The sequence below is a fragment of the Brucella sp. NBRC 12950 genome, assembly GCF_030268145.1.
GTDB lineage: Bacteria > Pseudomonadota > Alphaproteobacteria > Rhizobiales > Rhizobiaceae > Brucella.
Map to the genome: position 1 here is coordinate 15,115 of NZ_BSQC01000021.1, position 24,976 is coordinate 40,090.

Sequence of the window (24,976 nt, forward strand, 5' to 3'; positions counted from 1 at the left end):
AGGAGACCCCATCAACTTAAAGGCAGACTTCGTGCGAATGCCAGGACGCCCAATCAACACCGATGTTTACGCCTATTAAACCCGATGGATGAGCAATGGGGTTTTAAGAATTCATGTCCTAATTTGTTTCTGCCGTTGATTAATTGCCAGTCAATAATCATGGCTCTAACACACACGATACATATCTTAACGCGCCTAAAATTGAGCTACATATATTTTGCCTTGAGCTCTTGAGCTCCTCCCGCTTAATTTTCCCGTCGCGAAACTTTCTGTAAGTTTTTTTAACTATCGTTCGTGTGTCCCAAAGCCAGCGCTTAGTACGGTTTTAGCTCGGCATACTCGCCTGATGAATGGGAAGTATGGGCCTTCTGGGGTGCTGTTATTCGGAACCACACGGCGTACAGCGCAGGCAGGAAGAGTAGGATCATAACCGTTCCCGCTGCCGTTCCCCCAATCAATGTGTATGCCATAGACCCCCAGAACACTGAGTGGGTCAGTGGTATGAACGCCAGGATCGCTGCTAGCGCAGTCAGGATAACTGGTCGTGTCCGTTGCACTGTCGCCTCAATGACAGCGTGGTAGTCATCGAGCCCAGCCGCTTGGTTCTCCTTGATCTGCTCCGTCAGGATCAACGTGTTGCGCATCAGAATGCCAGCCAGCCCGATCAACCCGAGAATGGCGTTGAACCCGAAGGGTTGATTGAACAGAATCAATGTCGGAACCACCCCGGCAAGACCAAGCGGTGCCGTCAGCATAACCATTGTCATAGTCGACAGACTGCGAACCTGCATGATGATGACGATCAACATTGCAGCGATCATCAGGGGGAAAACCTGAGCGAGAGCGACGTTGGCTTTTAGTGATTCCTCGATGTTGCCACCCATCTCGATACGGTATCCAATGGGAAGCGATGCTATTAATGGCTGCAGTGCCTTCATCACCTGTTGCGAAACTTCTGGTGGCTGCGTTGCCTCGTTAATATCGGACCTGATGGTTATCACCGGGGTACGGTCACGACGCTTTAAGATCGGCTCCTCGAAGCGGATCTCGGGATGCCCGATCTGATCAAGCGGAACTTGTCGACCATCTCTGCTCATCAACGAGAAGTCGGCAAGTCGTGAAGGATCAAGGCGGTTCTCGCCAGCACTGCGTGCAACGACAGGCACGTTGCGGATGTTGTCGCGCACCTGGGTGACAGGAATGCCGCTCAGAAGCAACTGCATCTGTTGTGCCGCCTCCAATGGTGAGAGACCGATCAGATTGAGCCTTTCCTGGTCGGGGAAAAAGCGCAGCACAGGCGTGCGGTTGCCCCAATCCCTGTTGGCTTGGCGTACATTTGGAACAGTCTTCATGATTGCCAGAGCCTGCTCGGAAATCTTGTAGAGCTCAATTTGGTCGGGGCCCATGATGCGGAACTCGACCGGGAACGGCGTGTAGGGACCGAATACAAGCTGGGTCACACGCACGGATGCCTCGGGAACGAGGCCCTCTGATACGGCCCCCCTCAAGCGGTGCTTAAGTTCTTCCCTAGCGTGGGCATCGGGCGTGAGCACAATTATCTTGGCGAAGGCTGGATCGGGCAATTCCGGGGCCATGGCGAAGAAAAAGCGCGGGGCTCCCTGCCCTACATAACTCGTGACAATATCTGTCTCGGGCTGAGACTGTAACCAGCTTTCAATCTTCTTCACCGCGGATGTTGTCGCCTCGATGCTCGTGCCCTCTGGCATGCGCACTTCAACCAGCACCTCCGGGCGATCTGATGTCGGGAAGAACTGCTGCTTTACACCACCCATTCCCACGATCGAAACGGCCATGCAAATGCCTACCACCGCACAGACCACAAATTTGTGGCGAACTGCGAACTCGATGATAGAACGCAGACGACGGTAATTGGGCGTGTCATAGATAGCATGATGACCGCCCTCGACGGGCTTGATATCTGGCAGCATCTTGACGCCAAGATAGGGTGTAAATGTGACGGCGACGATCCAGGATACGATCAAGGCGAAACCGACGACCCAGAAAATATTACCAGCGTATTCGCCGGCGGTTGATTTTGCGAATCCCACCGGCATCAGTCCGATGATCGTAACCAGCGTGCCGGACAGCATAGGGGCTGCGGTATGGCTCCAGGCATAAGCGGCCGCCTTGATGCGGTCCATGCCCTCCTCCATCTTCACCACCATGACTTCGATAGCGATAATGGCGTCGTCAACAAGGAGGCCGAGGGCGAGGATCAAAGCGCCGAGCGTGATGCGGTCGAAGAAACGTCCGGTTTCCAACATGATCAGGAAAACAACCGCGAGGGTTAACGGCACAGCAAGCGCCACCACGATGCCGACACGCCAGCCCAAGGCGACCAAGCTGACGAACAGCACAACGCCGAGCGCCATGGCGAACTTGAGCATGAACTCGCCGACGGCCTCGTCAATATTGACAGCCTGATCACTTACCTTGGTGAGGGTCATGCCCAGTGGCAGTGTCTGTGCAATGGCGGCAGAGCGAGCCTCCAGTGCCTTGCCGAGATCAAGACCATTCCATCCCGCCTGCATGACCGCGCTTAGCATGATCGTCGGTTCGCCCTCGTGGCGGATGACGTAAGTGGCAGGGTCCTGATAACCGCGCCGAACCTCGGCAAGGTCGGAGATCTTCAATGTTCGTCCAGCAGCAACAATCGGCGTGTCGGCAATCGCCTGAACGCTGTTATATGCTCCGTCGAAACGGATAAAGACCTGTGGTCCTTTGGTGTCAATCGATCCCGCAGGCGTGACCGTATTTTGTCGCTGCAACGCAGAAGCAATATCCTGCGCAGATATCCCGAGAGTTGCGAGTTTCGAATAGGAAAACTCGACAAAAATCTGCTCGGGGCGCTCGCCGACGATGTTGATTTTCTTCACGCCTGGCACGTGCAGAAGATCCTGGCGAATGGTCTCCGCTTGTCGGACAAGATCGCGCATCGGCATGCCCTTTGCCTTCAGGGCGTAAAGGCCAAAACTCACGTCTGAATACTCGTCGTTGACGAACGGGCCCATGACACCTGGAGGCAGATTGCGCGCTTCGTCGCCAAGCTTTTTGCGCGCCTGATAAAACTCTTCTGCGACGGCACTTGCAGGCGTATTATCCTTGAGCGTGACTGTCAGAAAAGCGTAGCCGGGTCTGGTCGTCGTTTCGACGCGGTCATACCATGTGAGTTCCTGAATACGCTTTTCGAGAGGCTCCGCGACAAGGTCCTGCATTTCACGCGCAGTGGCACCTGGCCAAACGGACGTGACCGTCAATGTCTTGATAGTGAACGACGGATCTTCGGCTCGTCCCAGCTTGATAAAAGCGTAGGCGCCAGCGACTGCCAGCAGCACGATAAAGAAAAGAGTTATGGCGCGCTCACGCACTGCGATAGCGGAGAGATTAAAGCTCATTATTTTTTCACCTCGGGCTGCGAGGCAATCCTAACGCTCCCACCATCATCCAGAAGATGCGCGCCTAGAGCGACAATCTGTTCTCCAATGCCAATACCAGTGACAAATGCCGCCTCCTCACCAATTTGGCGGACCTTGACCGGTGTGAACTTCACCGTGGATGTGGAGCCGTTGACTACCCACACGCCTGTGCGATTTCCGTTGTCGAGGATTGCTCCGACTGGTACGGCGACTTCCTGCTCGCGGTCAGTATCCACGATTTTTATGGTAACGGTCGAGCCAAGCGGGGCTGACGCCGCATCGCCCTCAAGAATGTAGCGCGCCTCGTAAGTCCGGGTTTGTGGATCGGCTGAATCGGAAATCTGTCGCAGCGTGGCCTTGCCACTGAGACTTCCGCTGCCATAGATTCTCGCTTGAGCTTGGGAGCCGGGAGCGGGTCGCTGCGTCTCAGGAAGCCAGACGACGGCCTCGCGTGGCCCGGACTGCGCCAGTTGAACCACGCTCTGTCCGGCTGCCACGACTTGTCCCGGGTCTCCTAATGTCTGAACGATGGTTCCATCCGAACCCGCGAACAGGACCGCGTAAGCTACTTCGTTTTCCGCGACCTTTGCGGCAGCTTCAGCAGCTGCGAGCTGCGCCGTTGCCGTATCCAGAGCCGTCTTCGCCTGCTCATAACGCTGCGGAGTTGCCGCAAGACCATTTTTTACCAGCACTGCGTATCGTTTTTCGTCAGCCTGCGCCTGAATCACAATAGCGCGCGCTGCAGAAACCGTGTTTCGCTTGGCGGTTAGCGCTAGCAGGAGGTCAGTTTCGTCAATGCGCATCAGCGCCTGACCCCGCCGGACCTGCTGCCCCACGTCCACCATCCGCTCAACGATCTTGCCGGGAACGCGGAAACCAAGATTGCTCTGGACACGGGAAGCGACAGTGCCTGTGAAGGAGCGCTCGGCCATTCCGGCGGCCTTTACCTCAGCAACCCGAACCAAGGGGAAAGCCGTCCTTGGATCAGCGGCCTCCGCTTCCCGCTTTGGTACTTCCAAAACCACAAAAAAAGCCGCGGCAGTGGCTGCGGCCACAGTGAGACCCGCAATGGCCCAGACTTGTTTGCGTTTCATTTCTTGGCTTCTCTTCATAACCAGCAATCCAGACAAATTAGATTGCGACCTAACTCTATTTATGATATAGATGTCAAACGAAATCTAATAGGAGGCTGTTATGAGAGTGAGCCGCGTACAGGCCGAAGAGAATCGCGAAACCGTGATCAACGTGGCGAGTCGACTGTTTCGAGAACATGGTTTTGACGGGATCGGCCTGAAGGACCTCATGAAAGGTGCGGGCTTAACGCAAGGTGCCTTCTATAAGCAGTTTACATCCAAGGATCACCTTGCTGCACTGGCATCTCGACGCGCTATGGAAAGCGCCACCCGCAGGTGGTCTACAGCTGCGGGTGAAAATTCAGACCCTCTGGAAGCTATTATTGAGTTTTATCTTTCGCGCGGACATCGTGGCGAAAAGGCTGACGGTTGTCCTTTGGTTGCATTGGGAGCAGACGCGGCGCGTCAAAGTAAAGATGTTCGACAACCATTCGAGGACGGAATCAGGGCTCATTTTGAGGTTTTGGACGAATTGATGCACGAGACCGACACGTCAAATCCGAGCAGCAAGGCAATCGCTATTTTGTCCCTTATGGTCGGTGCTGTCACGATGTCCCGCCTCATTGAGGATGAGAACTTGTCGCAAAATGTTCTCGATACAGCCGCTAACGAAGTGAGGCGCCTTGCAGGTGGCAAAGGGGATGACGAAGCTTGCCCCCATAAATGAGAGAGGGCTCCATTATTCCTTCCAGCTCATGAGCCGCAGTAGCTCTGCAGATCGGATACCGCTCCAATAGCGCTCTTGCAGCCCGAACTAACGCTGCATGTTCTATGACATGCTCCCGGGCCGATCTTCCCCCGGCAGTAAGAAAAAATGCGAAAATCAAAGAAACCAAAGGCGGAAAACCTATGCGTAGGATCGTTGTAACAGGAATGGGAGCTGTCAGCCCCCTTGGAGCGACTTCTGATATTTCCTGGTCGCGTCTACTTGCAGGACAGAGCGGAATCCGCCGACTGGGAGATGATGTCGTCGCTGATCTTCCGTCTAAGATCGGCGGGATAGTCCCCTCAATCGCGGATGATACTGAAGGAGGCTTTGACCCGGATACAGTCCTCTCTACCAAGGACCAACGCAAGGTCGACAGGTTTATCATCTTCGCACTCGCCGCAGCTGAAGAAGCGCTCGCCCAGGCGAGATGGAAGCCGACCTCAAATAACGAGAAACTACGGACCGCGACGATCATTGCGTCCGGCATAGGTGGATTTCCCGCGATAAGCGAGGCAGTCCGTACCGTCGATCAACGCGGTGTCCGCCGTCTTTCGCCTTTCACTATTCCGTCGTTTCTCGTCAACCTCGCAGCTGGGCAAGCGTCGATCCGTTTTGGCTTTAAGGGCCCCATTGGGGCACCTGTGACGGCGTGCGCTGCAGGCGTTCAGGCTATCGGCGATGCTGCCAGAATGATCAGGGCAAATGAAGCAGACATTGCGCTCTGCGGCGGAACTGAAGCCTGCATTAACACTGTTAGTCTCGGCGGTTTTGCCGCGGCACGATCTCTTTCGACCAGCTTCAATGACACGCCGGGCAAGGCATCGCGGCCCTTTGATGCCTCTCGCGACGGATTTGTTATGGGCGAAGGAGCGGGCATGCTGGTTATTGAAGCACTCAGCCATGCACTTGCTCGCGGTGCGACGCCAATTGCAGAACTCATCGGGTACGGAACAACAGCCGACGCACACCATATCACCTCTGGCCCCGAGGACGGCAATGGTGCACGCAGAGCCATGGAGATCGCCATTGCACAGGCTGGAATAATGCCCGGCGACATCGGCCATCTGAATGCGCATGCTACCTCGACATCAGTTGGCGATTTGGGCGAAATGAGAGCCATCAAGAGCGTTTTTGGCTCTAACAATGCGATAGCTGTCAGCGGGACGAAATCGGCGACAGGCCATCTCCTGGGCGCGGCCGGGGGGCTTGAGGCCATTTTTACAATTCTGGCGCTTAAGGATCAAATCGCACCACCGACCCTCAACTTAGTTAACCCGGATCCAGAAGCCAGTGGCTTAGATTTTGTGGCAAACCAATCACGCCAGATAGCCGCTGAATACGCGATATCCAACGGTTTCGGCTTTGGTGGAGTTAATGCCAGTGTAATTTTCAGTCGTTGGGGAAGTAGCAGCCACTAGGTTCTCATATGACCTACCTTAATTAGAGAAGACGTAGTCTATATGCTTTGATAACCCGTCGAGAACGCTGACTCTCGTGCAAATCTGTAGAAACAGGAAGCAGCGTAATCAGATACCGTCACCAATGCCATGATGAAGTTGGGATAGCGTCTCCACAAAATCTTCATAAAACAATGTCGTCATTTCAAATGGCCTCGGCGTTTAGTATTTTGGCAAGTATGACAACTCGTCGTCTGCTTCCGTTTCCGCTTGTCGATTTTCTGTAAACGAATTGGCATCGGCGAGATGAATTCCGACTTCGCGCGCAACCAATAGAGCCTTCCCCAGTTGGCATGTCGACTTCCCGCTTTCCAGGTCGATAATAAAGCGATCTCCCGTGCCGGATCTCCCCGCCAGGTCTGTTTGCGTCCATCCGAGAGCCTTTCGCTTTTCGCGAACCAATGCTCCTAAGTCTGCAGCTGATTTAATCAATCGCATTCTCCTTTGCATATTTTTGTGCGGGAATATTCAGGCCACATCAAGGCTAATCATACCGATCGGTAAGATTCAACCGTCGCGCAGCGATCATCAGATCACAAACCGGATTTAGAAAGCTGGCAACGTCATATGTGCTTCATCAACTCGCTATGAGTTCAACATCGGTGGCTTACTTCCGATTTAGATTTTGAGTCAGGAATGCGTGACATAGTGTGCAGCAACCGCGGGACTAATCTCCGATCAGTATAGTTTGAACGGCTGATGAGCGAGGGCAATCGTAAATCCTAGGCGACTTTGACGACCACTTGCGACCCCACTTCGGTCGTCTGTGGTCACATAAATATAGGCCGAAAGCCGCCCTAATTCTCATCGAGTTTCCCATCGGCAAACCTGTGCCCTGACCCGCAACTTTTAGGTCAGATCGCAGTGCAGTCTCAACGACGAGGCAGTGAAGCCGATTGTTTTGTAGAAGGCCTGGGCGTCAGTCCGGTGGAGTGCCGTCGTCAATTCCAGGACCTCACATCCAGCGTTCTTTGCCAGCGTAGCGCCTGCTTCTACAAGTTTCCGGCCAATACCTTTTCCTCGAGCTTGCTCGTTGACGACAAGCGTCGTGACTCTAGCGACCGGCGCTGGAGAAAATAGCATAGGCGTCACATGGAGGGCGATGAGGCCAAGAACGCCTGTCTCATCTAACGCCAATAAAATCGGATCACGCGAACTTTTCGCGAGCAAAAACATCCGGTCGCGCAACTGCTTCGGCTCGACCTCGTACCCAAGCTGCAAAAGCAAGATTTGTATTGCCGGATCATCACCCAGTTGCGGGGGGCGTATCTCTATCAATCTAGAACTCCGAAATTAATGCGACTGATCAGCAGCGGCTTGCCCAACGTAAAGAGGGACTAAGTTCTGATCATGAAGAGATTTTAGTCATAAGCCGCCATTCCGCAACCCACCCCATGGCAGACAGCCTGCCCGGGACGCAAAATCTGATCAGACGGCTGGGAGCGCGCGAATTCCAAACCTCGAGTTAACGCGGCAAATTTGTAGGAGGTGCTTTTGCTTTGGATTCAAAGTCAAGAACATGCGTGTCTTGTTTCCAGCAGTTATACCGGGCCGAGATTGCAGATCGCCAGTCAAGATTCCACACGATCGAGACATAGCCCACCTCGCGGCTTGTCTGTTCAAAAAAAGTGACGGCTGACGAGAATAGCACTCCTCTCCAACAGGACGAGCCGGATGCACAACCAACCAGCTTGTTACTGCCGCATCATTCAGACGCAGTGGCAACAAGTGCCTAAGGCCGCAAACATCGGCTAATAAATCGAGCTGCCCACGACGCAGAGAGTGCGCTCCACCATTATCCCCTGGGATTTCACCGGGCTGACATTGATAGAATATCAGGATCTTTGCGCTACCAGGCCTTCGCGAAATTCGCGAAGGCCAGCAATTTAGCGCTTGAAGTCGATTGGAATTCCCGGCGGTTTGATTTAGCCGGAGGGTTTCACCGGATAAAACGGATCGCATCTTGAAGGCACTGGAAATGCTACCAACTCATTCGAGAGGCGATTACCCTTTGGCTACTCGCTCGGAGCGAGTGCTACCTCATGTCGGTCCCAACAATCGCCGAGTTCCTTTGACAGTTTATGCTTCATAATGCGCTGGCTCGGCGTACGCTCGAACTCATCAATCACGGCAATGTAACGTGGATTCTGATAGGGTGCTAGACGGCTCGACAGCCACGCCGAAAGCGCAGCCGGGTCGACTTCGCAACCATATTTCGGCTTGACGAACAGCTTTATGTCCTGCTCGCCAAATTCGGCAGCAACGCCGACAATCGCGCAATCTTCTACTGATGGATATGCACCCGCGATATGTTCTACTTCCCATGCGGAAACATTCTCACCCTTACAACGTACACTGTCCGTCAGGCGGCCGTGGAACCAGAGATTACCCTCCGAATCGAACGAACCGGAATCGCCGGTATGAAGCGCTCCCTTGCGCAGGGTTTTTTCCGTCGCTTCGGGATTGTGCAAATAACCCTGAAACAAGGCGCCTTCGATAGAAGAACGCACGACGATCTCGCCCTTCTCGCCGTCAGCCACCGGCTGGCCGGTTTCATCAAGAAGCTCAATCGTGAACCATGGCATTGGCTTGCCAACTGCACCTACGGTTCCGTTATCATTACAGGTGGTGATGCTGGAAGCCTCGGTCATGCCGTAGCATTCGCGCATATCGACACCGAAGCGGTCGCGGAAAAGCGGCCAGACTTCTTTCGGACAGCCGCCGCCCCAAGCGATCCGTACCGGATGATCCCGATCGGAAGCGCTTTCCGGTTGCTTCAGCAATATTTGCAGGATACCGCCCAGATAATGGATATGCGTTGCGCCATATTCGCGAACCTGAGCCCAGAAACGGCTGGCGCTGAAACGGTCGACCATCGCCAGTGTGACGTCCTCCAGCGCGGGAAGGACAATGAGCTGTGCGCCGCCGATATGATAAAGCGGCTCCCAGACAAAGAATACGTCGCCCGGCCGCACCATGGTCAGTTGCCGTACGGCTTCTCCTGCAAGTCGCATCATGCCGTGGGTAACAAGCACGCCCTTTGGTCGTCCGGTTGTGCCGGATGTGTACATGATGGCGAAAAGATCGTTCGCTGTGGGCAGATCATCGGTAAAGCTTGCACTTTCCAGGGCAACGATATCTTGTAGCGATCCTTCACCCGATGTCCGAATGAAAGCGTCTGCCGGTATCTCGGCACCACTCTCGCGGATGGTTTCATGTGCATCAGGATCACAAATGACCACGCCAGGTTCGCAATGCTCAAGAATATATCGCAAACCCTCGCCCCGTTGCTGCGCATTGACCGGCACCCAAACTATGCCTGCGCGGGCAAGACCGAACAAGACCGGCAACGAAAGTTCAGAGTTACGCATCATGACCGCTGCACGGTCGCCGCGCTTCAGTCCAAGAGTCCGCAGATGCGCGGCAAGGGCTGCCGATTTCCGCACGATGGCAGCGAAGCTGATCGGTTCGCCATTGAATAGGGCAAAGTTCTGGTCTGGCTTTTGCGCAGCCTTGGTCAGGAAGCTTCCGAGGAAGCCTTCAAATTTCACAGTCATGGGAGGCACACTCTTTTTGATCAGGAGGAGCGGCGGAGTTTTTCCGCCGCCAGAAGAAGCGTTGTGACGATGAGGAAAACGACGACCGATACAGCGGCAAGCGTCGGATTGAGCTGGAGGATCATGTCGTCCCACATCTGTTTGGGCAAAGTGGTCTTGATGCCGCCACTGACAAAGATCGCAACCGTGAGTTCGTCGAAGGAGGTAATAAAGGCGAAGAGAAACGCCGCCGTCAGACCGCTGCGGATGAGCGGAACGGTCACGAAACGCAGCGCTTGTAGCTTGTTCGCACCGAGCGTTGCTGCGGCCTGATCGAGACGCCAGTCATAGCTTTTCAAGACTGCCGCAATCGCAACGAAGGCAAAGGGCAAAGCCAGCACCGTATGGCCGATCACAAGACCTGTATTGGTGGCCACAAGTCCGATCTGGGCGAACAGATAAAACAGGCCGACCGCAATAACTATGCGGGGAACGATCATGGGAGCGAGAAAGAAGGCAAAGATCAGCCCGGCCCAGCGTGACCGCGACCGCGCCAATGCCAGCGCTGCAAAGCCACCAATGACCGTCGCGAAGATGGCCGTTGCAAAGGCCACACCGAAAGAGCGCAAGGTCGCAGACAACCAGAGATCGGAGGTGAAATAGGCGCGGAACCAGTCGAGACTGAAGCCGGGAGGCGGGAACTCCAGGAACTGCGAGCTGGTGAACGCAATCGGGATCACGATCAGCGTCGGCAGCATCAGAAATGCGCAGGACAAAAAGCAATACAGTCCCAGCAGACGCTTTGTGACGGCTTGTCCGAGCAACGTACGGATAGCGGCTGCAACACTGCTTGACGCAAGCGCACAGACTTCCAGAATACGCAAACCGATATTTCGCAGAATACCGTACTTTCCCTTACGACCGGCCCCTGTATCACCTGAAAGACTTGAGAGACCCAAAACGCGATCATAGACCCAGCATGTAACGAGGGCAGCGACCAGCATCATGGCCGCCAGTGCACCCGCGAAAGCCCAATTCAGAATTTCCTGCACCTGCACGATGATTAGCTGCGCAAGCATCGTTTGGTGGCGTCCACCTAAAAGGGCCGGAACGATGAAAAAGCCAAGGGAAGAAATGAAGGTGAGAAGTCCAGCCGCAGCGGCACCCGGCAAGGACAATGGGAAATAAATCAGCCAGAAACTCTTGGCCGAATCCGCACCCAACGTGCCCGAAGCCTGTGTCAGCCTGCGATCGATCCCGCTCATAACCGGCAGCATGGTCAATACAGCCAGTGGCATCATGGCATGAACCATGCCGATCATGACACCGAACTCGTTATGCAGCATTTCGAGCGGTGAGCCGATGACGCCGGAGCCGAGGCCGAGCTGATTGATCACGCCGGTGCGACCGAGCAGAATAACCCAGGCAAAGCTCTTGACGAGATAGCTCGTCCAGAACGGCACCATGACCAGCAGGATCATGAGACCGCGTTTGCGTTCCGGCAGACGCGACAGCCAGTAGGCGATTGGATAGCCGAACAGAAGCGAAAACAGCGTGGTCAGAGCAGCGATGCGAAACGTAATCAGCAAAACGCGAAAATAGACATCCGTGTCGAAGATTCGCGTGTAATGCGCCGCCGTCATCGCACCCGTATCGGCATTTTCGAAGCTCAGCCCCATCAGGCGCGCAACGGGCACAAGGAAGAAGATGATCAGGAAGGCGAGCCCCGGCAGAGCAAGCCAGAGCGGACCGAACCGGAAACGGGAACGCGTCATCGCGCCCGCTGGGGAAACTGCAGCTACACTCATGGCGTCACCAGAACGGCGGCTTCAGGCTGCCAGCTCAATGTAACGTTTTCGCCCAGCGCAGGGATAGGCTGTCCCGGCAACACACGCACCGTCAGAAGACGTGCTTCGGCGGCGTCAACCAACACACGCGTTTCGGACCCGGCATAGACCACTTCCGCAACCTGGCCGCTGATACGGTTCACCCCGGTATCTCCGAGCGCCAGATGTTCCGGCCGCACGACGAGAGCCATTTCGCCGCCATCGACCGTGCATGTCTTGTCGAGAAGAAGCTTCGCATTCTTGGTTACAAGATGCTTGCAACCATCGGTGCCCGCTTCGATATTGCCACGGAAAATATTGGAGATGCCGATAAAGTCTGCTGCGAAAGCGGTTGTCGGGCGAGAGTAGATTTCCTGCGGCGGCGCGATCTGCTCGACCATGGCATGGTTCATCAGACAAATCCGGTCCGAAAGCGCCAGCGCCTCTTCCTGATCGTGCGTCACATAAACAACGGTCGCGCCGGTCTGACGATGCAGCCGCTTGATTTCAAACTGCATATGTTCGCGCAGCTTCTTGTCGAGCGCGCCGAGCGGTTCGTCCATGAGAATGATGGAGGGCTGGTAGACAAAGCAGCGCGCCAGCGCCACACGCTGTTGCTGGCCGCCCGAAAGCTCACGTGGAAACCGCGAAGCCAGATGGCCGAGCTGCACCATTTCCAGCGTGCGCTGTACCTGCGCCTTTACATCGGCAGATTTCTGGCCGCGCATCTTCAGCGGAAACGCGATATTTTCTTCGACAGTGAGATGCGGAAACAACGCATAATGCTGGAAAACGAGGCCGATGTCGCGCTTATGCACCGGCGTATCGGTCTCGTCCTTGCCATCGATGAAGAGGCGGCCTTCCGTGGGCAGAACAAGGCCGCTGATCATCTGAAGCAGCGTCGTCTTGCCTGATCCCGAAGGTCCAAGAAGTGTAAGAAACTCGCCCTGCTGCACCGCAATATTCGTCGGCTTAAGCGCGGTAGTTTCACCGTAGTGCTTGGAGAGTCCGTCAACGAGAAGTTTGGGCTGAAGAGCCCGTTCGGGTTTGGCAAGCATGTCGTTCCCTTTTAACCCGGAGCCAGCGGCCATTATGGTCGCTGCTCCACCTTTTGTTTTTGCGTATTGTGTCTTCTGGGAGACCGCGTCGGTCACCTTCAGTTCAGCTTAGCCCAGTATCCAGGCATTGAAGCGCTCAGTCATTTCCGAACGATTGGCGCTCCACCAGTCTTCCCTGGCAATGCTCATCTGTTTCAGATTGGCTTCGAAGGTCGGCAGTGACGATGCCCGTTCTGCCGGAATATGCTCATAGGCCTTCAGGTTGGTCGGGCCGTAAGCGAGGAAATCCGTGAACAGCGCCTGTTGCTTCGGATCGGTGCAGAACTTGACAAACTGACGCGCAATGTCGGCACGCGGCGAGCCTTTCGGGATACCCCAGCCTTCAATGGAATAGAGGCCCTGGTTCCAGCCGATTCTCACGGGAGCGCCACCGTCGATGACGGCCTGCGCGCGTGCGTTCCACAAAGCGATCATGTCCACTTCGCCGCTCTGGATGAGCTGGCTCGACTGTGCACCGCCCGTCCACCACACATCCACATGCGGCTTGATCTTTTCAAGGCTGGCATAAGCGCGCTCGATATCGAGCGGGTAAAGCTTGTCGAGCGGAACACCGTCAGCGAGCAATGCCTGCTCCAGCGTATCGATCGGGTTTTTGCGCAATGAACGGCGGCCGGGGAATTTCTCGACGCTCCAAAAATCCGCCCAGGATTTCGGCGCGGACGCATCGTCAAATTTGTCGGTGCGATAGGCCATGATCGTCGAATAAACGTCGACACCAAGCCAGACATCAGTCAGCGAATCCGGCATCAGGCCGGGAACATCCCCGGCAGCAATATTGATCGGCTCAAGCAAATCGCGCTTCTGAAGAATATCGCGAGCCGACAGCGTCAGCGTGCAAATATCCCAACTATAGGAACCCGTCTCGACCATAGCGCGAAACTGCGCTGTCGGTTCGGCATCGCGCGCTACGTTGATGACCTTGATGCCGGTCGCCTTTTCAAAAGGATCATAAAAGGCTTTGCGATAACCAGGGCTGTAAGGGCCGCCCGGATCAGCGACGGTCAGAGGTTCGGCCGCGAATGCACGACGCGTCAGAATAGCTGGAGCAGCCAGAGCAATCCCGAGCCCGCCTCCGAGCTTCAACAGATTGCGGCGATGAAGTGTAATCGTCTTCCCGTTTTTCATTATTTCCCTCCGGCAGGTCATTCAGTTATGCATTAGGACATGCGACTGCCCGCCACCATTTGCGTGGCGGGCAGTGCTGCATCAGGATGCCTTTCGGGCAGCGCGAGCGGCGAGAAACTGCTCCATCATGCGAGCCGGTTCACCTGAGGCATATGCTTCCTTCTGAATGCGCGAGCCGGCGTCCAGACAATCGCGGAAACCAGCTTCCGTCATTTCGCGGAAACGCTGCTTGTTGAGGCGCATGGCAACCGGCGGCTTGGCGCCAAGCTCACGTCCGAGTGCAATTGCTTCATCCAGAACCTTCGACTGGTCCACAATGCGGTTGATGATGCCGATGGCACGGCATTCGTCGGAATCCATCAGGCGACCACTCAGCGTCAGATCTATGGTGCGGGCCAGACCGATAATCTCGCGCATGATCCAGGGGCCCGTCGTGCTGGCGATACCGGAATTGATTTCCGGCTGTCCCATGCGAACAGCCGGATGGCCGATGCGGAAGTCACAAAGAAGTGCGACCTGAAAGGCCGAACCGGCAGCAACACCGTTGAGCGCAGCAATCAGCGGCTTCGAAAGCGAACGCATGCGATCATAGAGACGTTCCCATTCGCCAACCCACTCTTTGCCGCGTTCGGCGTCAAAAGTGCGGGTTTCGTTGAGATCCTGACCGGCACTGAACGCGCGATCGCCGGCACCCGTCAGGATGATTGCGCGGATATCGGCATCGCTTTCAAACGCATCGAAGGCATCGATGAGCTGACGACGCATGGCGCTGTGCCAGGCGTTGAGAATATGCGGACGATTAAGGGTGATGATGCCAACTTCGCCGCGGCGCTCAGTCAGAATAAAGCGATCCATTATGTTCTCCCTTGGGTTACGCATTTATCGATATATTTTTATTGCATAGCGATAACTATTATGTTATCGTGATTTTGTTATATCACAATGTCAAGCATCTTTTCAGATGCCTTGATAATTCTGCTATTGATGCAAGATGATCTCAGGCGGGTTTTGGATGGTACGGAAAGCGAAAAAGTCAGCAAAATCAATCGATGAAAGCGAAAATGGCGATCGCGATCCATTGCTTGTGCAGTCAGTGGAAAAAGCATTCCGTGTCATGCGCGCCTTTGATGGCAGCAGGCCGACACTCAGTCTGTCACAGATCGCGGAAGAGACGGGGCTAGACATTTCCGCGGCACAACGTTTTACCTATACGCTGACCAAACTTGGCTACTTGACGAAAAGTAGCGAAACAAAGCGTTTCGAACTGGGCGTAAAGACACTGGACTTCGGCTACCACTACAGCCGCGCCAGCGTGTTGGTGGAGCGCGGCACGCCCTACCTACTACATTTGAGTAAAACTACAGAAGAGACTGTTAATTTGACTGTTCTCGACGGGACAGACATCGTGTTCGTGCAACGTTTTATGAGCCGTCACGTCTTGAATAATGATGTCGTCACCGGCATGCGCCTGCCCGCTTATTGTACGGCACCCGGTATTGCCATTCTCTCAGCACTATCAGAGACGGAAGCGAAGGATGTGTTAGATCGTTCGCATTTACATCCCTACACACCACACACCACCTGGAACCGAGAGGAATTGAACGCAAAGCTCAAACAAGCCGCAACTCAAGGCTATGCAACAGCGTTTGAGGAGTATTTCCACGGCGATCTGTCCTTCGCCTCACCCATTCTAGACGCTCGCGGCCATCCCTATGGTGCAATCAATATTGCTGTTTCCCGCAGTCGCTATACGCCGGAGGAAGCGGAAGAAAAATACGCCCCCCTCGTGACAGCTGCAGCTCGATCCATCACTCTTATAACGCAGGTAAGACGTTAAACGGAAATAACGAAGTGCAGCAGCGGTGTTTTTTGCGGCGGCGATAGCCAAGAAACCTGGACCGTTTGGGGTTATTTATGTTGTGTGGCAACGCACCAGAAGGTGCATAGCCTTTTGAAAGCCTGGTTGCGATCTCTCACATCCGTATCGAATTGCGCATACAATTACACGTCGATAGGAACAATCTGCGGCAATCAGTCATACACCGCTTAGATTACCAATCAATGATTCTTCGCGCTCTCTTCAGCGATGAAGCCCCTGTGCAGGTTGGGCCTTAAATACAAACACCAACTATGCACTGTTGAGTAATCCTGGATGATATAGCGTTCGGTCCACATTTTCTTCAGGTTGCGCAGAATCAGACTGTCGGCAATGCTCCGGACACACAGAAGAGAATGGCACGGCATGATGCTTCTTCACCCGGAACAAAGATACACATAATCGTGCATTGGGGCCAAATGCTTTATGCACTCTCGCGCTTCACGATATCATATCCGATATCAACGATTGCTTCAGCCGCGCTCACTCCAGAGACACGATCAACGATCATTGCCATGCTCTTCACACCCATTTCGTAGGCGTTCGGTTGGATCGTCGATAAGCCTGGCGTTATTTCCGATGCGATTTCGTAGTCACCCCATCCGGTGACGGCAAGACGCTCCGGTACTTTCCATCCTAGACGCGTGCATTCGAATATCACACCCGCTGCCACGATATCCGTAGGACAAATCACACCATCGATCTCTGGATCGATACGGCGCAGGACTTCAAGTGCCTTGGGGCCAGCACCAAAACCATCTGCCTCATCCACAATGCAGACCCGGTGATGTTCCAGACCTGCTGCTGCCATAGTCTCCTCGAAAGCTGGCAGACGGTCGCTATATCGACGTGCGGATGCGCCACCATATCCGACAAACCCAATACGATGGCAGCCTCTTTCAATGAGAAGACAAGCCATTGTCCGCGTTGCATCTGTCATGGAATAACCAACCGCCATATCGAGGACATTGTCAGTGACCCAGCCTTCTACGACAGGTGTCTCGGTCTTCCTGATAAGATCAATGGCTTCCTCGGAATGCTGATTTCCGACCAGCGAAATACCCGCGACGCGCAGACCGATGAATGTCTGAATCGCAGCTGTTTCATCCTGCCTGGTTTCCGCAAGTTTGAGTACCAACTCATAGCCGCTTTCGCTGGCGCGATCCTGCATTCCGCGCACATATTTATAAAAGCTTGAGTTCTTCATCGACGGAATGACTGCGCCAATGACCCGACTTTGCCCGGATGAAAGAATGCCTGCAGAATGATTCGGAACATAGCCAAGTTCCGCCGCGACCTGAAACACGCGCAACCGAGTTTCCTCCAGTACCCGTTCAGGGTAACGGAACGCATTGGATACGGTCATAGGAGACACACCAGCGGCCTGCGCGACCGACTGCATCGTTATAATACTTTTGCTGCGAACAAGGTTATTCATGGATTTGCACACAAATTATTCTCATCAATGCGACTTGTTAAGGTTTTTTCTACCTTCAGACAGAGTATTTGTAGAAAACTAATCCTTGACGAAATTAGCCTTACGGCGGATTGTAGCGCTACAATATATTGTTATTCTGGAAATGCACATGATCTTTCTGACGGGCAGCAGGGCAAATAGCGAGAATCCCTCATGAGTTTGCATTCGCAAGACGGAGCAAGCGCGCTCGTGCTTAAGGCCGTTACGAAGCGTTTTGGCTCGAACATTGCTGTCGAAAGTCTCGATCTGACAATCGATGCTGGAAAACTCGTTTCATTACTCGGTCCGTCTGGATGCGGCAAGACAACCACGCTACGCATGGTTGCAGGATTTGAAAGCACGGATTCCGGCACGATCCAAATTGGCGGAACCAATGTAACCAATCTTCCGCCTCACCGGCGCCGTCTCGGCATGGTTTTTCAGAATTACAGCCTGTTTCCACACAGGACAGTCGCAGAAAATATCGGCTTCGGCCTAAAGATGCAGGGTGCCGCAAAAGCGGAACGCGATGAACGCATTAAATCGATGCTCGATCTCATCCAGTTGCCTGGTCGTGGCGACGCTTTTCCCTCGCAGCTTTCGGGTGGTCAACAGCAGCGCGTGGCGCTTGCACGTTCATTGGTGGTCGATCCAAAAGTTCTGCTTCTCGATGAGCCTTTGAGCGCACTCGATAAATCTTTGCGCGAAAGCATGCAGTTTGAAATCCGCGCCATGCAGGCGCGACTTGGCATTACCACTCTTCTCGTCACGCACGATCAGGAAGAAGCGCTTTCCATGGCCGACCAAGTCGCAGTCATGAACAAGGGGCGCATCCTTCAGCTTGGAACGCCCGGGGAAATTTACGACAAACCGCAGAGCCGTTTCGTTGCCGAATTTCTTGGAGCCTCCAACATTTTCGAGGGGGAGACAGCCCCTGACGGCTCATCACTCTTGATCGGCGGACGCAAGGACAGTGTAACTATTCCCCTCGCCACCCGGCATCCCTCATCACAGCCGCTAACACTTTCTATAAGGCCAGAGCGGATCGTGCCGGTTGCAAATGGCAATGGCCTGTTGAATGGCCGGGTAGTGGGCGCGGTGTTCCGCGGAAATTATGCTGCCTATCAGATCGATGTTCCGGCGCTCGGCCGGGAACTATTCATCTACCGGCAAGCTGAAAGCCGCCTTGGCGAGCTCGCTTATCATCTCAATCAAGAAATCACACTCGGCTGGAACCCGCAGGATGCCGTCGTCGTAACCCCAGAATGAACTGAAAGCTCCGAATATGCAGAAGAATGGCGCACGTATCGGCATCGACGTGGGCGGAACATTTACCGATTTTGTTTTGTTCGATCCCGACCGCAAAAGCCTGATCCATTACAAGGAACCATCGACGCCTGAAGATCCGTCTCAGGCGCTGATCGTGGGCCTGCAGTCATTGCTCAAGAAAGCTGATCTCGGAGCCGACCAGATCGACACGCTTATGCATGGCACGACAATCGGTCTCAATGCCATAATCCAGCGGCGCGGTGCAAAAATTGCACTCATTGTCAGCGAAGGCTATCGCGACATTCTGGAAATCGCGCGCAGTCGCATGCCTTCTTCCTTTGATTTTCATGCAAGCAAGGAAGAGCCTCTGGTGCCGCGCCATCGCATCATCGAAATCGGTGCGAGACTTTTGGCGAACGGCACAACAACCCAACTCCCCGACGATACAGCTCTTGAAGCAGTTGCAGCACAATTAAATACGCTGGATGTCGATGCGGCAGCACTTGTCTTGATCAATGGCTATACCAATCCTTCGGTTGAAAAAGAGCTGGCGCAGAAAATATCCGAAAAGACGCATGGGCTTTCCATCACATCTGCCGCAGCGATCTGGCCAGAAATCCGCGAATATGAACGCACACTGATTGCCTGTCTTAACGCCTATATCCAGCCATTGATGCAGCGCTATTTTGAGGGGTTGAAAACGGGCCTTGCTCGCGAGGGTGTTCATGCGCCGATCCTCGTCACAGCCTCTAACGGCGGTTCGCTAAGCATCGGCTCTGCACAGGAACGCCCGGTTGAAACGATCCTCTCCGGACCGGCCTCCGGTGTGATGGCAGCCGCACGTTTGGCCGCCACATCGGGCGTGCGCGCAATCATCACATTTGACATGGGAGGCACGTCGTCAGACATCGCCGTTGCACAGGATGGTTCTGCTGCGCTCGCCACCAAAACCGATATTGGCGGTCTGCCTCTGGTGTTGCCTGTGGTCGATGTCTCAGCCATCGGTGCAGGCGGCGGCTCAATCGTATGGGTTGATGACCATGGCGTGCTGAAAGTCGGCCCTCGCAGTGCTGGCGCAATGCCTGGCCCCATCTCATATGGTCGCGGCGGCACGGAGCCAACCGTCACCGATTGTTATCTGACGCTTGGCTATATCGACCCAGGCGGTTTCCTTGGCGGACGTCTGCAGCTTGAGAGCGCGCCTGCTGCTGCTGCGCTTGCACAGATTGGCAATCGCATCGGATTTCAGGATGAAAATGCTGCGGCGGAAGCCGCTCAGGGTTCGCTTGCGGTCACCACAGCGGGCATGGCAACCGAACTCTATAAAACACTCGCAGCACGCGGTCTTGATCCGGCATCCTTTGCGCTCGTTCCATTTGGTGGCGCAGGCCCAACACACGCCAACCTTCTTGCAGAAGAAGTGGGCATCGCCCGAATTGTTGTCCCCCCGGCAGCGGGAACATTCTGCGCATTGGGTGCGGCGGCAGCAGACTTACGGCGTGATTTCGTTCGCAGTTTGCGCAGAGAGCTTGATGAAGCAACCGCAGCGACCCTTGCCGAGACATTCGAAGCTCTTGCAGCCGAAGGAAATGACTGGCTGGATCAGGAAGGCGAGCAAAGTACCGGACGCCTTTTCGAAAAGGCTGCCGACATGCGTTATGTCGGACAGGCTTATGAACTGCGCGTTGCACTAAATGATGTCGATGCCGACGTTCATGCCATTTCCGAAGCTTTTCACCGCGAACATGAGCGCATCTATGGTTTCCGCGACAGCGCAGCCGAAGTCGAGTTGGGGACGGCCCGTCTCGCGGTGATTGGCGTCACGCCGGACCTTGCCGCGCAAGAGTTTCCAACAGGTGACCGCAAACCGGGCATCAAAGGCAAGCGCCGCTTGTTTCATAAGGGTGCATGGCTTGATGCAGATATCTACGATCGTCACAGTTTCCGGGCCGACGATCGGGTCTGCGGCCCAGCAATTATCGAGCAGGATGACACCACCACTATTCTGCTTCCCGGCTGGATAGCCAACTGCGACAAAGCCGGAAATCTGCACCTTGAAAGGCTGACTCAATGAAACTCAACCCAGTCACGCTTGCCATTCTCGGTAACAAGCTTGCAGCTATCAGCGAAGAAATGTGCCTGACACTTCAGCGCACCGGTCGCACGCTTTATGTCAAGGAAACTGCGGATTTTGCCTGTGCGCTTGCCGGGCTGGACGGACGCTTTTTCGCCTATCCGCGTTCTATCGGTGTTTCAGGATTTGTGGGCCTTGAATGCGGACCGACGATTGAAGCCGTGGGACCACTCGAACCCGGCGACGTCATCCTGACCAACGATCCCTATCGTTCAGAAGGTCTCGCCACACATCTGCCCGACCTTCATATGATTGAGCCCTACTTCCATGAGGGCCGCGTGATTGCTTATGGCTGGTGTTTCGTACACTGCTCGGATGTCGGCGGACGGGTGCCATCTAGCATCTCCCCAATGAATACTGAAATCTTTCAGGAAGGCTTGCGCATCCCGCCCGTCAAGCTGTTGAAGCGCGGAGAGATGTCACCTGAAGTGCGCCTGTTTCTGGAAGCAAACAGCCGCACGCCTGAAGCCAATATGGGTGATATCCGTGCCATGCTGGCAGCTCTTGCTGCCGGTCGTCGTCGCTTCGAACAGGCGATTGCCCAGCACGGAGCAGATGAGGTTTCGGCAGCCAGCACCGATCTTGTTACCTACGCAGCTGAAAAGGCACGTTCGGTTCTGCGCAAGGTTCCCGCTGGCTCCTATGCGTTTTCGGATTATCTTGATGATGACGCAGCCGGTAACTTGCCTGTCCGTATCGCACTGACCGTAACATTCGAAGACGGAGAAGTGCATCTGGATTTCACAGGAACTGATCCGCAAGTGGCCACCGCCATGAACATTCCTTCGCGCGGACGCCCCCATGCATGGCTGACACTCAGGGTACTCGCATTGGTCAACACGCTTGATCCAACAGCACCGTTAAATGTCGGCCTGCTTGATACGGTTCGGATAACTGCACCTGAGGGAAGTCTGGTCAACCCGCAGGAACCCGCCGCAACAGGTGTCCGTCATGCCGCCGCCATTCGCGTCAATGACGTTTTGAACGGTGCCTTCGGAAAAGCATTGCCTGATGTCATGCCTGCCGCATCATCCGGCACAGTCATTCCCGTTGTAATGGCGGAACCAGATGGCAAAGGCGGGCGTCGCGTACAGGTCATCGAACCGATGATCGGCGGCACCGGCGCACGTTTTGGTCGCGATGGCGTTGACGGTCGAGACAGCGGCATCTCCAATCTCGCCAACAATCCCGTTGAAACGGTCGAAGCCGAGCTCGGCGTCGAAATCCTGCACTACAGTCTGCGTCCGGATTCCGGTGGCCCCGGCCAATGGCGCGGCGGATGCGGCATGGAACTCACCTTTCGCGCATTGACCGATGATACCAATGTACTCGGTCGAGGCATGGAGCGCCTGCTGTTCCGTCCATGGGGTTCCTATGGTGGCCAGGCAGGTCTGCCCGGTGCCTTGATCGTTAATCGCGGACGTCCTGATGAACGCAGGCTTGGTAAAATCGATGTGCTCAACGTCAATGCAGGCGATACGGTAACGTTTCTGACCCCCGGCGCGGGTGGTTGGGGTAATCCGCATAAACGAGATCCAAACGCCGTTTTGCGCGACGTTCTGGATGGTTTTGTCACGCGCGACGCCGCTCATACCGATTATGGCGTGGTGATACACAATGGCGCGATCGATAAGGATGCCACCGAGGCCAAACGTCAATCACTGACAGACAACGGCGCCACCGACGGTTTTGGCCCTGAGCGAAAGCACTGGGATGAAGTATTCGAACCCGCCTTGATGGACAGTCTGAACCGAGCGCTTGTGCAGCTTCCCGGATCCGTGCGGCAGCGCCAGCGTAAAGCTGCATTCGACGCCGTTTTGCCTGCTCTACCCAAAGGCTTTCCACGAACAAAGGCAGAAGCCACGAACGCACATACAGCGGCTATCGCATTCCGGGCGGCAGTTGAGAAGCTCATCGCAATTTCCAGTTCCGCAAACGCCTGATTGTTCCAGTTAAGGAGTATCGCAATGACACTGATTACCAGACGAAACTTCCTCGGCTCAGGCGCCATGCTTGGTCTGGGTCTTGCCGCAGGCGGATTCCCGCGCATCGCCAATGCGCAGGCCGCAAATGAAATCACCGTGACTGCCTTTGGCGGCATATGGGAAGAAGCTGTTCGAAAGTGCTTTGTTGCACCATTTGAAGCCAAAACCGGCGCAAAAGCCAATGTCTCTCTCGGTGGCCCACCGCAATGGCTGGCTCAGGTCGAAGCGTCGCCAGCGAAACCGCCGGTCGATGTGCTCATCATGACGCCGGACCTTGCGTTGACTGCAGCAAGATCAGGCCTTGTTGACGACTTTACGGTCGAAAAGCTGCCGAACCTTGCAAAAATTCCACAGCAGCTGACGGACTCAGTCGAGGGAAAAGGGACACTGTTCGACTATGGTGTAGCTGGCATCACTTACAATAAAGACCGCGTAAAAAATCCGCCAAAGTCTTTTGCCGAATTTGTCGACAGGGTTGCCGCTGGTGAATTCGTGGCCTCTATCCCGTCCATCAGCTATGCCGTCACACCGATCATGCTGATCTGGGCCATGGCCAAGGCATTTGGTGGCGGAGCTGACAACGTCGATCCGTTCTTCAAGGCCGTTGAGCGGATGAAGGACAACCTCGTCTATTGGGCAGGACCGAACGATTTCTTCAATCACCTTTCTTCCGGCGAAGCGGATATCGGCATTTATTTCGATGGCCGCACCTGGAACCATTACGATGCAGGCGCAACCTGGATCGACTTCATCAATCCGGAAGAAGGCGGTTCACTCAACGGTCTGGCAGTCCAGAAGGCGAAAAACGCCAACCCACTCGCCTGGGACTATATCAATGAAGTTCTCGACGCAGCCAACCAGACGCAATTTGCCGACATCATGAATTACGGCGTCACCAATGTGGATGTGGTGTACAGCGAAAAGCTCAAGCCCCGTATCACGCCATGGCAGAAAACCGCCTTCCCGCCATATGAGCAAATTGCTCGGGTTCGCAATGAATGGGTGGATCGCTGGAACCGGGAAATCGGTCAGTAAGGTCGCGGAGCAAGAATATGAGCCAGACAGAAACATCAAAGGTTACGGCAAGAAAGGGGCTGGCTTTACCAGGCTGGCTACTTGTCTTGCCTGCTCTGGCGTTCCTGCTGGCTTTTTTCGTCCTGCCACTGTTTGACAACAGCGCCCGCAGCTTTGTCGATACTGAAGGCGGTTTGACTTTCGTACGTTACGCCACGCTGCTGACCGATCCCTTCTATCTGCGCGTCATCGGCGAAACGATATTGCTTTCAGGTGGCGTGACACTGATTTGCGTAATCATCGGATATCCGGTTGCCTATTTTCTGGTGCGCAAAGCAGGCCGATGGGCTGGCTTGATTATCTTTCTGCTTATCGCTCCACTCCTGACTTCAATCATCATGCGCACCTTCGGCTGGCAGGTTCTGTTTGCCCGCCGTGGCCTCATCAACAATCTGCTTGTCGATCAGCTCGGTCTCATCTCAGCGCCCTTACGGTTTACCAACTCGCCGGAAATCACCATAGCCGCTCTCGTGCATGTGCTCGTTCCTTTCATGGTTCTTTCGATCAGTACGGTTTTACAAGGTATCGATCGCAGATTGGAAGAATCTGCAAAAATTCTCGGTGCCGGACGTCTGCGCACCTTCTGGGAGGTGACTTTGCCCCTCTCACTCGACGGCATCGGAACCGGCGCGATACTTGTCTTCATGATTGCCAATGGAAGCTTCGTAACGCTGGTAATGCTCGGCGGCGGTCTTCAGACATTGCCATTGCTCATTTACCAGCAATTCAACACCACACGTGATTTTGGCATGGCGAGTGCCATGAGTTCGATCCTTCTGGTGATCGCAGTTGCCTGTCTCTTCCTGCAATTGCGTCTCGTGCGCCGTCGGGGAGCTTAAAC

The 24,976-nt window shown here is 54.8% G+C and carries 18 protein-coding genes; 8 read left to right on the plus strand and 10 right to left on the minus strand.

Annotated features, from left to right (window positions below):
- Positions 1–314 precede the first annotated feature (314 nt).
- Positions 315–3,416 carry an efflux RND transporter permease subunit gene (locus QSJ70_RS25140; protein ID WP_285540657.1) on the minus strand — a complete coding sequence of 1,034 codons (3,102 nt, stop codon included), beginning with the start codon at positions 3,414–3,416 and terminating at the stop codon, positions 315–317.
- Complete coding sequence (locus QSJ70_RS25145; RefSeq protein ID WP_285540660.1) at positions 3,416–4,531, minus strand: efflux RND transporter periplasmic adaptor subunit; 1,116 nt, start codon at positions 4,529–4,531, stop codon at positions 3,416–3,418. The genes QSJ70_RS25140 and QSJ70_RS25145 overlap by 1 nt, the downstream gene beginning before the upstream one ends.
- A 100-nt stretch (positions 4,532–4,631) precedes the next feature.
- Here QSJ70_RS25145 and QSJ70_RS25150 point away from each other — a divergent pair, with 100 nt between their 5' ends.
- Complete coding sequence (locus QSJ70_RS25150; protein WP_285540662.1) at positions 4,632–5,237, plus strand: TetR/AcrR family transcriptional regulator; 606 nt, start codon at positions 4,632–4,634, stop codon at positions 5,235–5,237.
- A gap of 182 nt (positions 5,238–5,419) precedes the next feature.
- Positions 5,420–6,697 (plus strand): beta-ketoacyl-ACP synthase II, encoded by a 1,278-nt coding sequence (fabF, locus tag QSJ70_RS25155; RefSeq protein ID WP_285540663.1) that lies wholly within the window; start codon positions 5,420–5,422, stop codon positions 6,695–6,697.
- A gap of 201 nt (positions 6,698–6,898) precedes the next feature.
- Here fabF and QSJ70_RS25160 read toward each other — a convergent pair whose 3' ends face one another.
- The 7 genes from QSJ70_RS25160 to QSJ70_RS25190 form a co-directional block, all read right to left on the minus strand.
- Positions 6,899–7,174, minus strand: a complete 276-nt coding sequence (locus QSJ70_RS25160; RefSeq protein WP_352231026.1) for a helix-turn-helix domain-containing protein — start codon at positions 7,172–7,174, stop codon at positions 6,899–6,901.
- 411 nt (positions 7,175–7,585) lie between these two features.
- Entirely contained in the window at positions 7,586–8,014 is a 429-nt protein-coding gene (locus QSJ70_RS25165; protein WP_285540668.1) for a GNAT family N-acetyltransferase, read from the minus strand.
- A 737-nt stretch (positions 8,015–8,751) separates the two neighbouring features.
- Positions 8,752–10,293: an AMP-binding protein gene (locus QSJ70_RS25170; protein WP_285540670.1), complete on the minus strand. Its 1,542-nt coding sequence runs from the start codon at positions 10,291–10,293 to the stop codon at positions 8,752–8,754.
- A 20-nt stretch (positions 10,294–10,313) separates the two neighbouring features.
- Positions 10,314–12,080 (minus strand): ABC transporter permease subunit, encoded by a 1,767-nt coding sequence (locus tag QSJ70_RS25175; RefSeq protein WP_285540672.1) that lies wholly within the window; start codon positions 12,078–12,080, stop codon positions 10,314–10,316.
- Positions 12,077–13,156: an ABC transporter ATP-binding protein gene (locus QSJ70_RS25180; protein WP_285540674.1), complete on the minus strand. Its 1,080-nt coding sequence runs from the start codon at positions 13,154–13,156 to the stop codon at positions 12,077–12,079. Before QSJ70_RS25180 ends, QSJ70_RS25175 begins: the two co-directional genes overlap by 4 nt.
- A 108-nt stretch (positions 13,157–13,264) precedes the next feature.
- A complete protein-coding gene (locus QSJ70_RS25185; protein WP_285540676.1) occupies positions 13,265–14,341 on the minus strand; it encodes a polyamine ABC transporter substrate-binding protein in 1,077 nt (358 codons plus the stop codon).
- 81 nt (positions 14,342–14,422) lie between these two features.
- Positions 14,423–15,196, minus strand: coding sequence for an enoyl-CoA hydratase/isomerase family protein (locus QSJ70_RS25190; protein ID WP_285540677.1), 774 nt, complete (start codon positions 15,194–15,196; stop codon positions 14,423–14,425).
- A gap of 157 nt (positions 15,197–15,353) precedes the next feature.
- Here QSJ70_RS25190 and QSJ70_RS25195 point away from each other — a divergent pair, with 157 nt between their 5' ends.
- Entirely contained in the window at positions 15,354–16,178 is an 825-nt protein-coding gene (locus tag QSJ70_RS25195; protein WP_285540679.1) for an IclR family transcriptional regulator, read from the plus strand.
- Between the two features lie 463 nt (positions 16,179–16,641).
- On the opposite strand, the gene QSJ70_RS25200 is transcribed toward QSJ70_RS25195, so the two are convergent.
- On the minus strand, positions 16,642–17,655 hold the full coding sequence (locus QSJ70_RS25200) for a LacI family DNA-binding transcriptional regulator (RefSeq protein WP_285540681.1): 1,014 nt from the start codon (positions 17,653–17,655) through the stop codon (positions 16,642–16,644).
- A gap of 192 nt (positions 17,656–17,847) precedes the next feature.
- Between QSJ70_RS25200 and QSJ70_RS25205 the strand changes: the two genes are divergently transcribed.
- From QSJ70_RS25205 to QSJ70_RS25225, 5 genes are read left to right on the plus strand one after another with little or no spacing between them, the layout of a single operon-like run.
- Positions 17,848–18,942 (plus strand): ABC transporter ATP-binding protein, encoded by a 1,095-nt coding sequence (locus tag QSJ70_RS25205; RefSeq protein ID WP_285540683.1) that lies wholly within the window; start codon positions 17,848–17,850, stop codon positions 18,940–18,942.
- 16 nt (positions 18,943–18,958) lie between these two features.
- Positions 18,959–21,016 (plus strand): hydantoinase/oxoprolinase family protein, encoded by a 2,058-nt coding sequence (locus QSJ70_RS25210; protein WP_285540686.1) that lies wholly within the window; start codon positions 18,959–18,961, stop codon positions 21,014–21,016.
- Positions 21,013–23,019 (plus strand): hydantoinase B/oxoprolinase family protein, encoded by a 2,007-nt coding sequence (locus QSJ70_RS25215; RefSeq protein WP_285540688.1) that lies wholly within the window; start codon positions 21,013–21,015, stop codon positions 23,017–23,019. The genes QSJ70_RS25210 and QSJ70_RS25215 overlap by 4 nt, the downstream gene beginning before the upstream one ends.
- A gap of 24 nt (positions 23,020–23,043) precedes the next feature.
- The gene (locus QSJ70_RS25220; protein ID WP_285540690.1) at positions 23,044–24,096 is read left to right on the plus strand and encodes an extracellular solute-binding protein; all 1,053 of its coding nucleotides are present in this window, start codon (positions 23,044–23,046) and stop codon (positions 24,094–24,096) included.
- 17 nt (positions 24,097–24,113) lie between these two features.
- On the plus strand, positions 24,114–24,974 hold the full coding sequence (locus QSJ70_RS25225; RefSeq protein WP_285540692.1) for an ABC transporter permease: 861 nt from the start codon (positions 24,114–24,116) through the stop codon (positions 24,972–24,974).
- Positions 24,975–24,976: the final 2 nt, after the last annotated feature.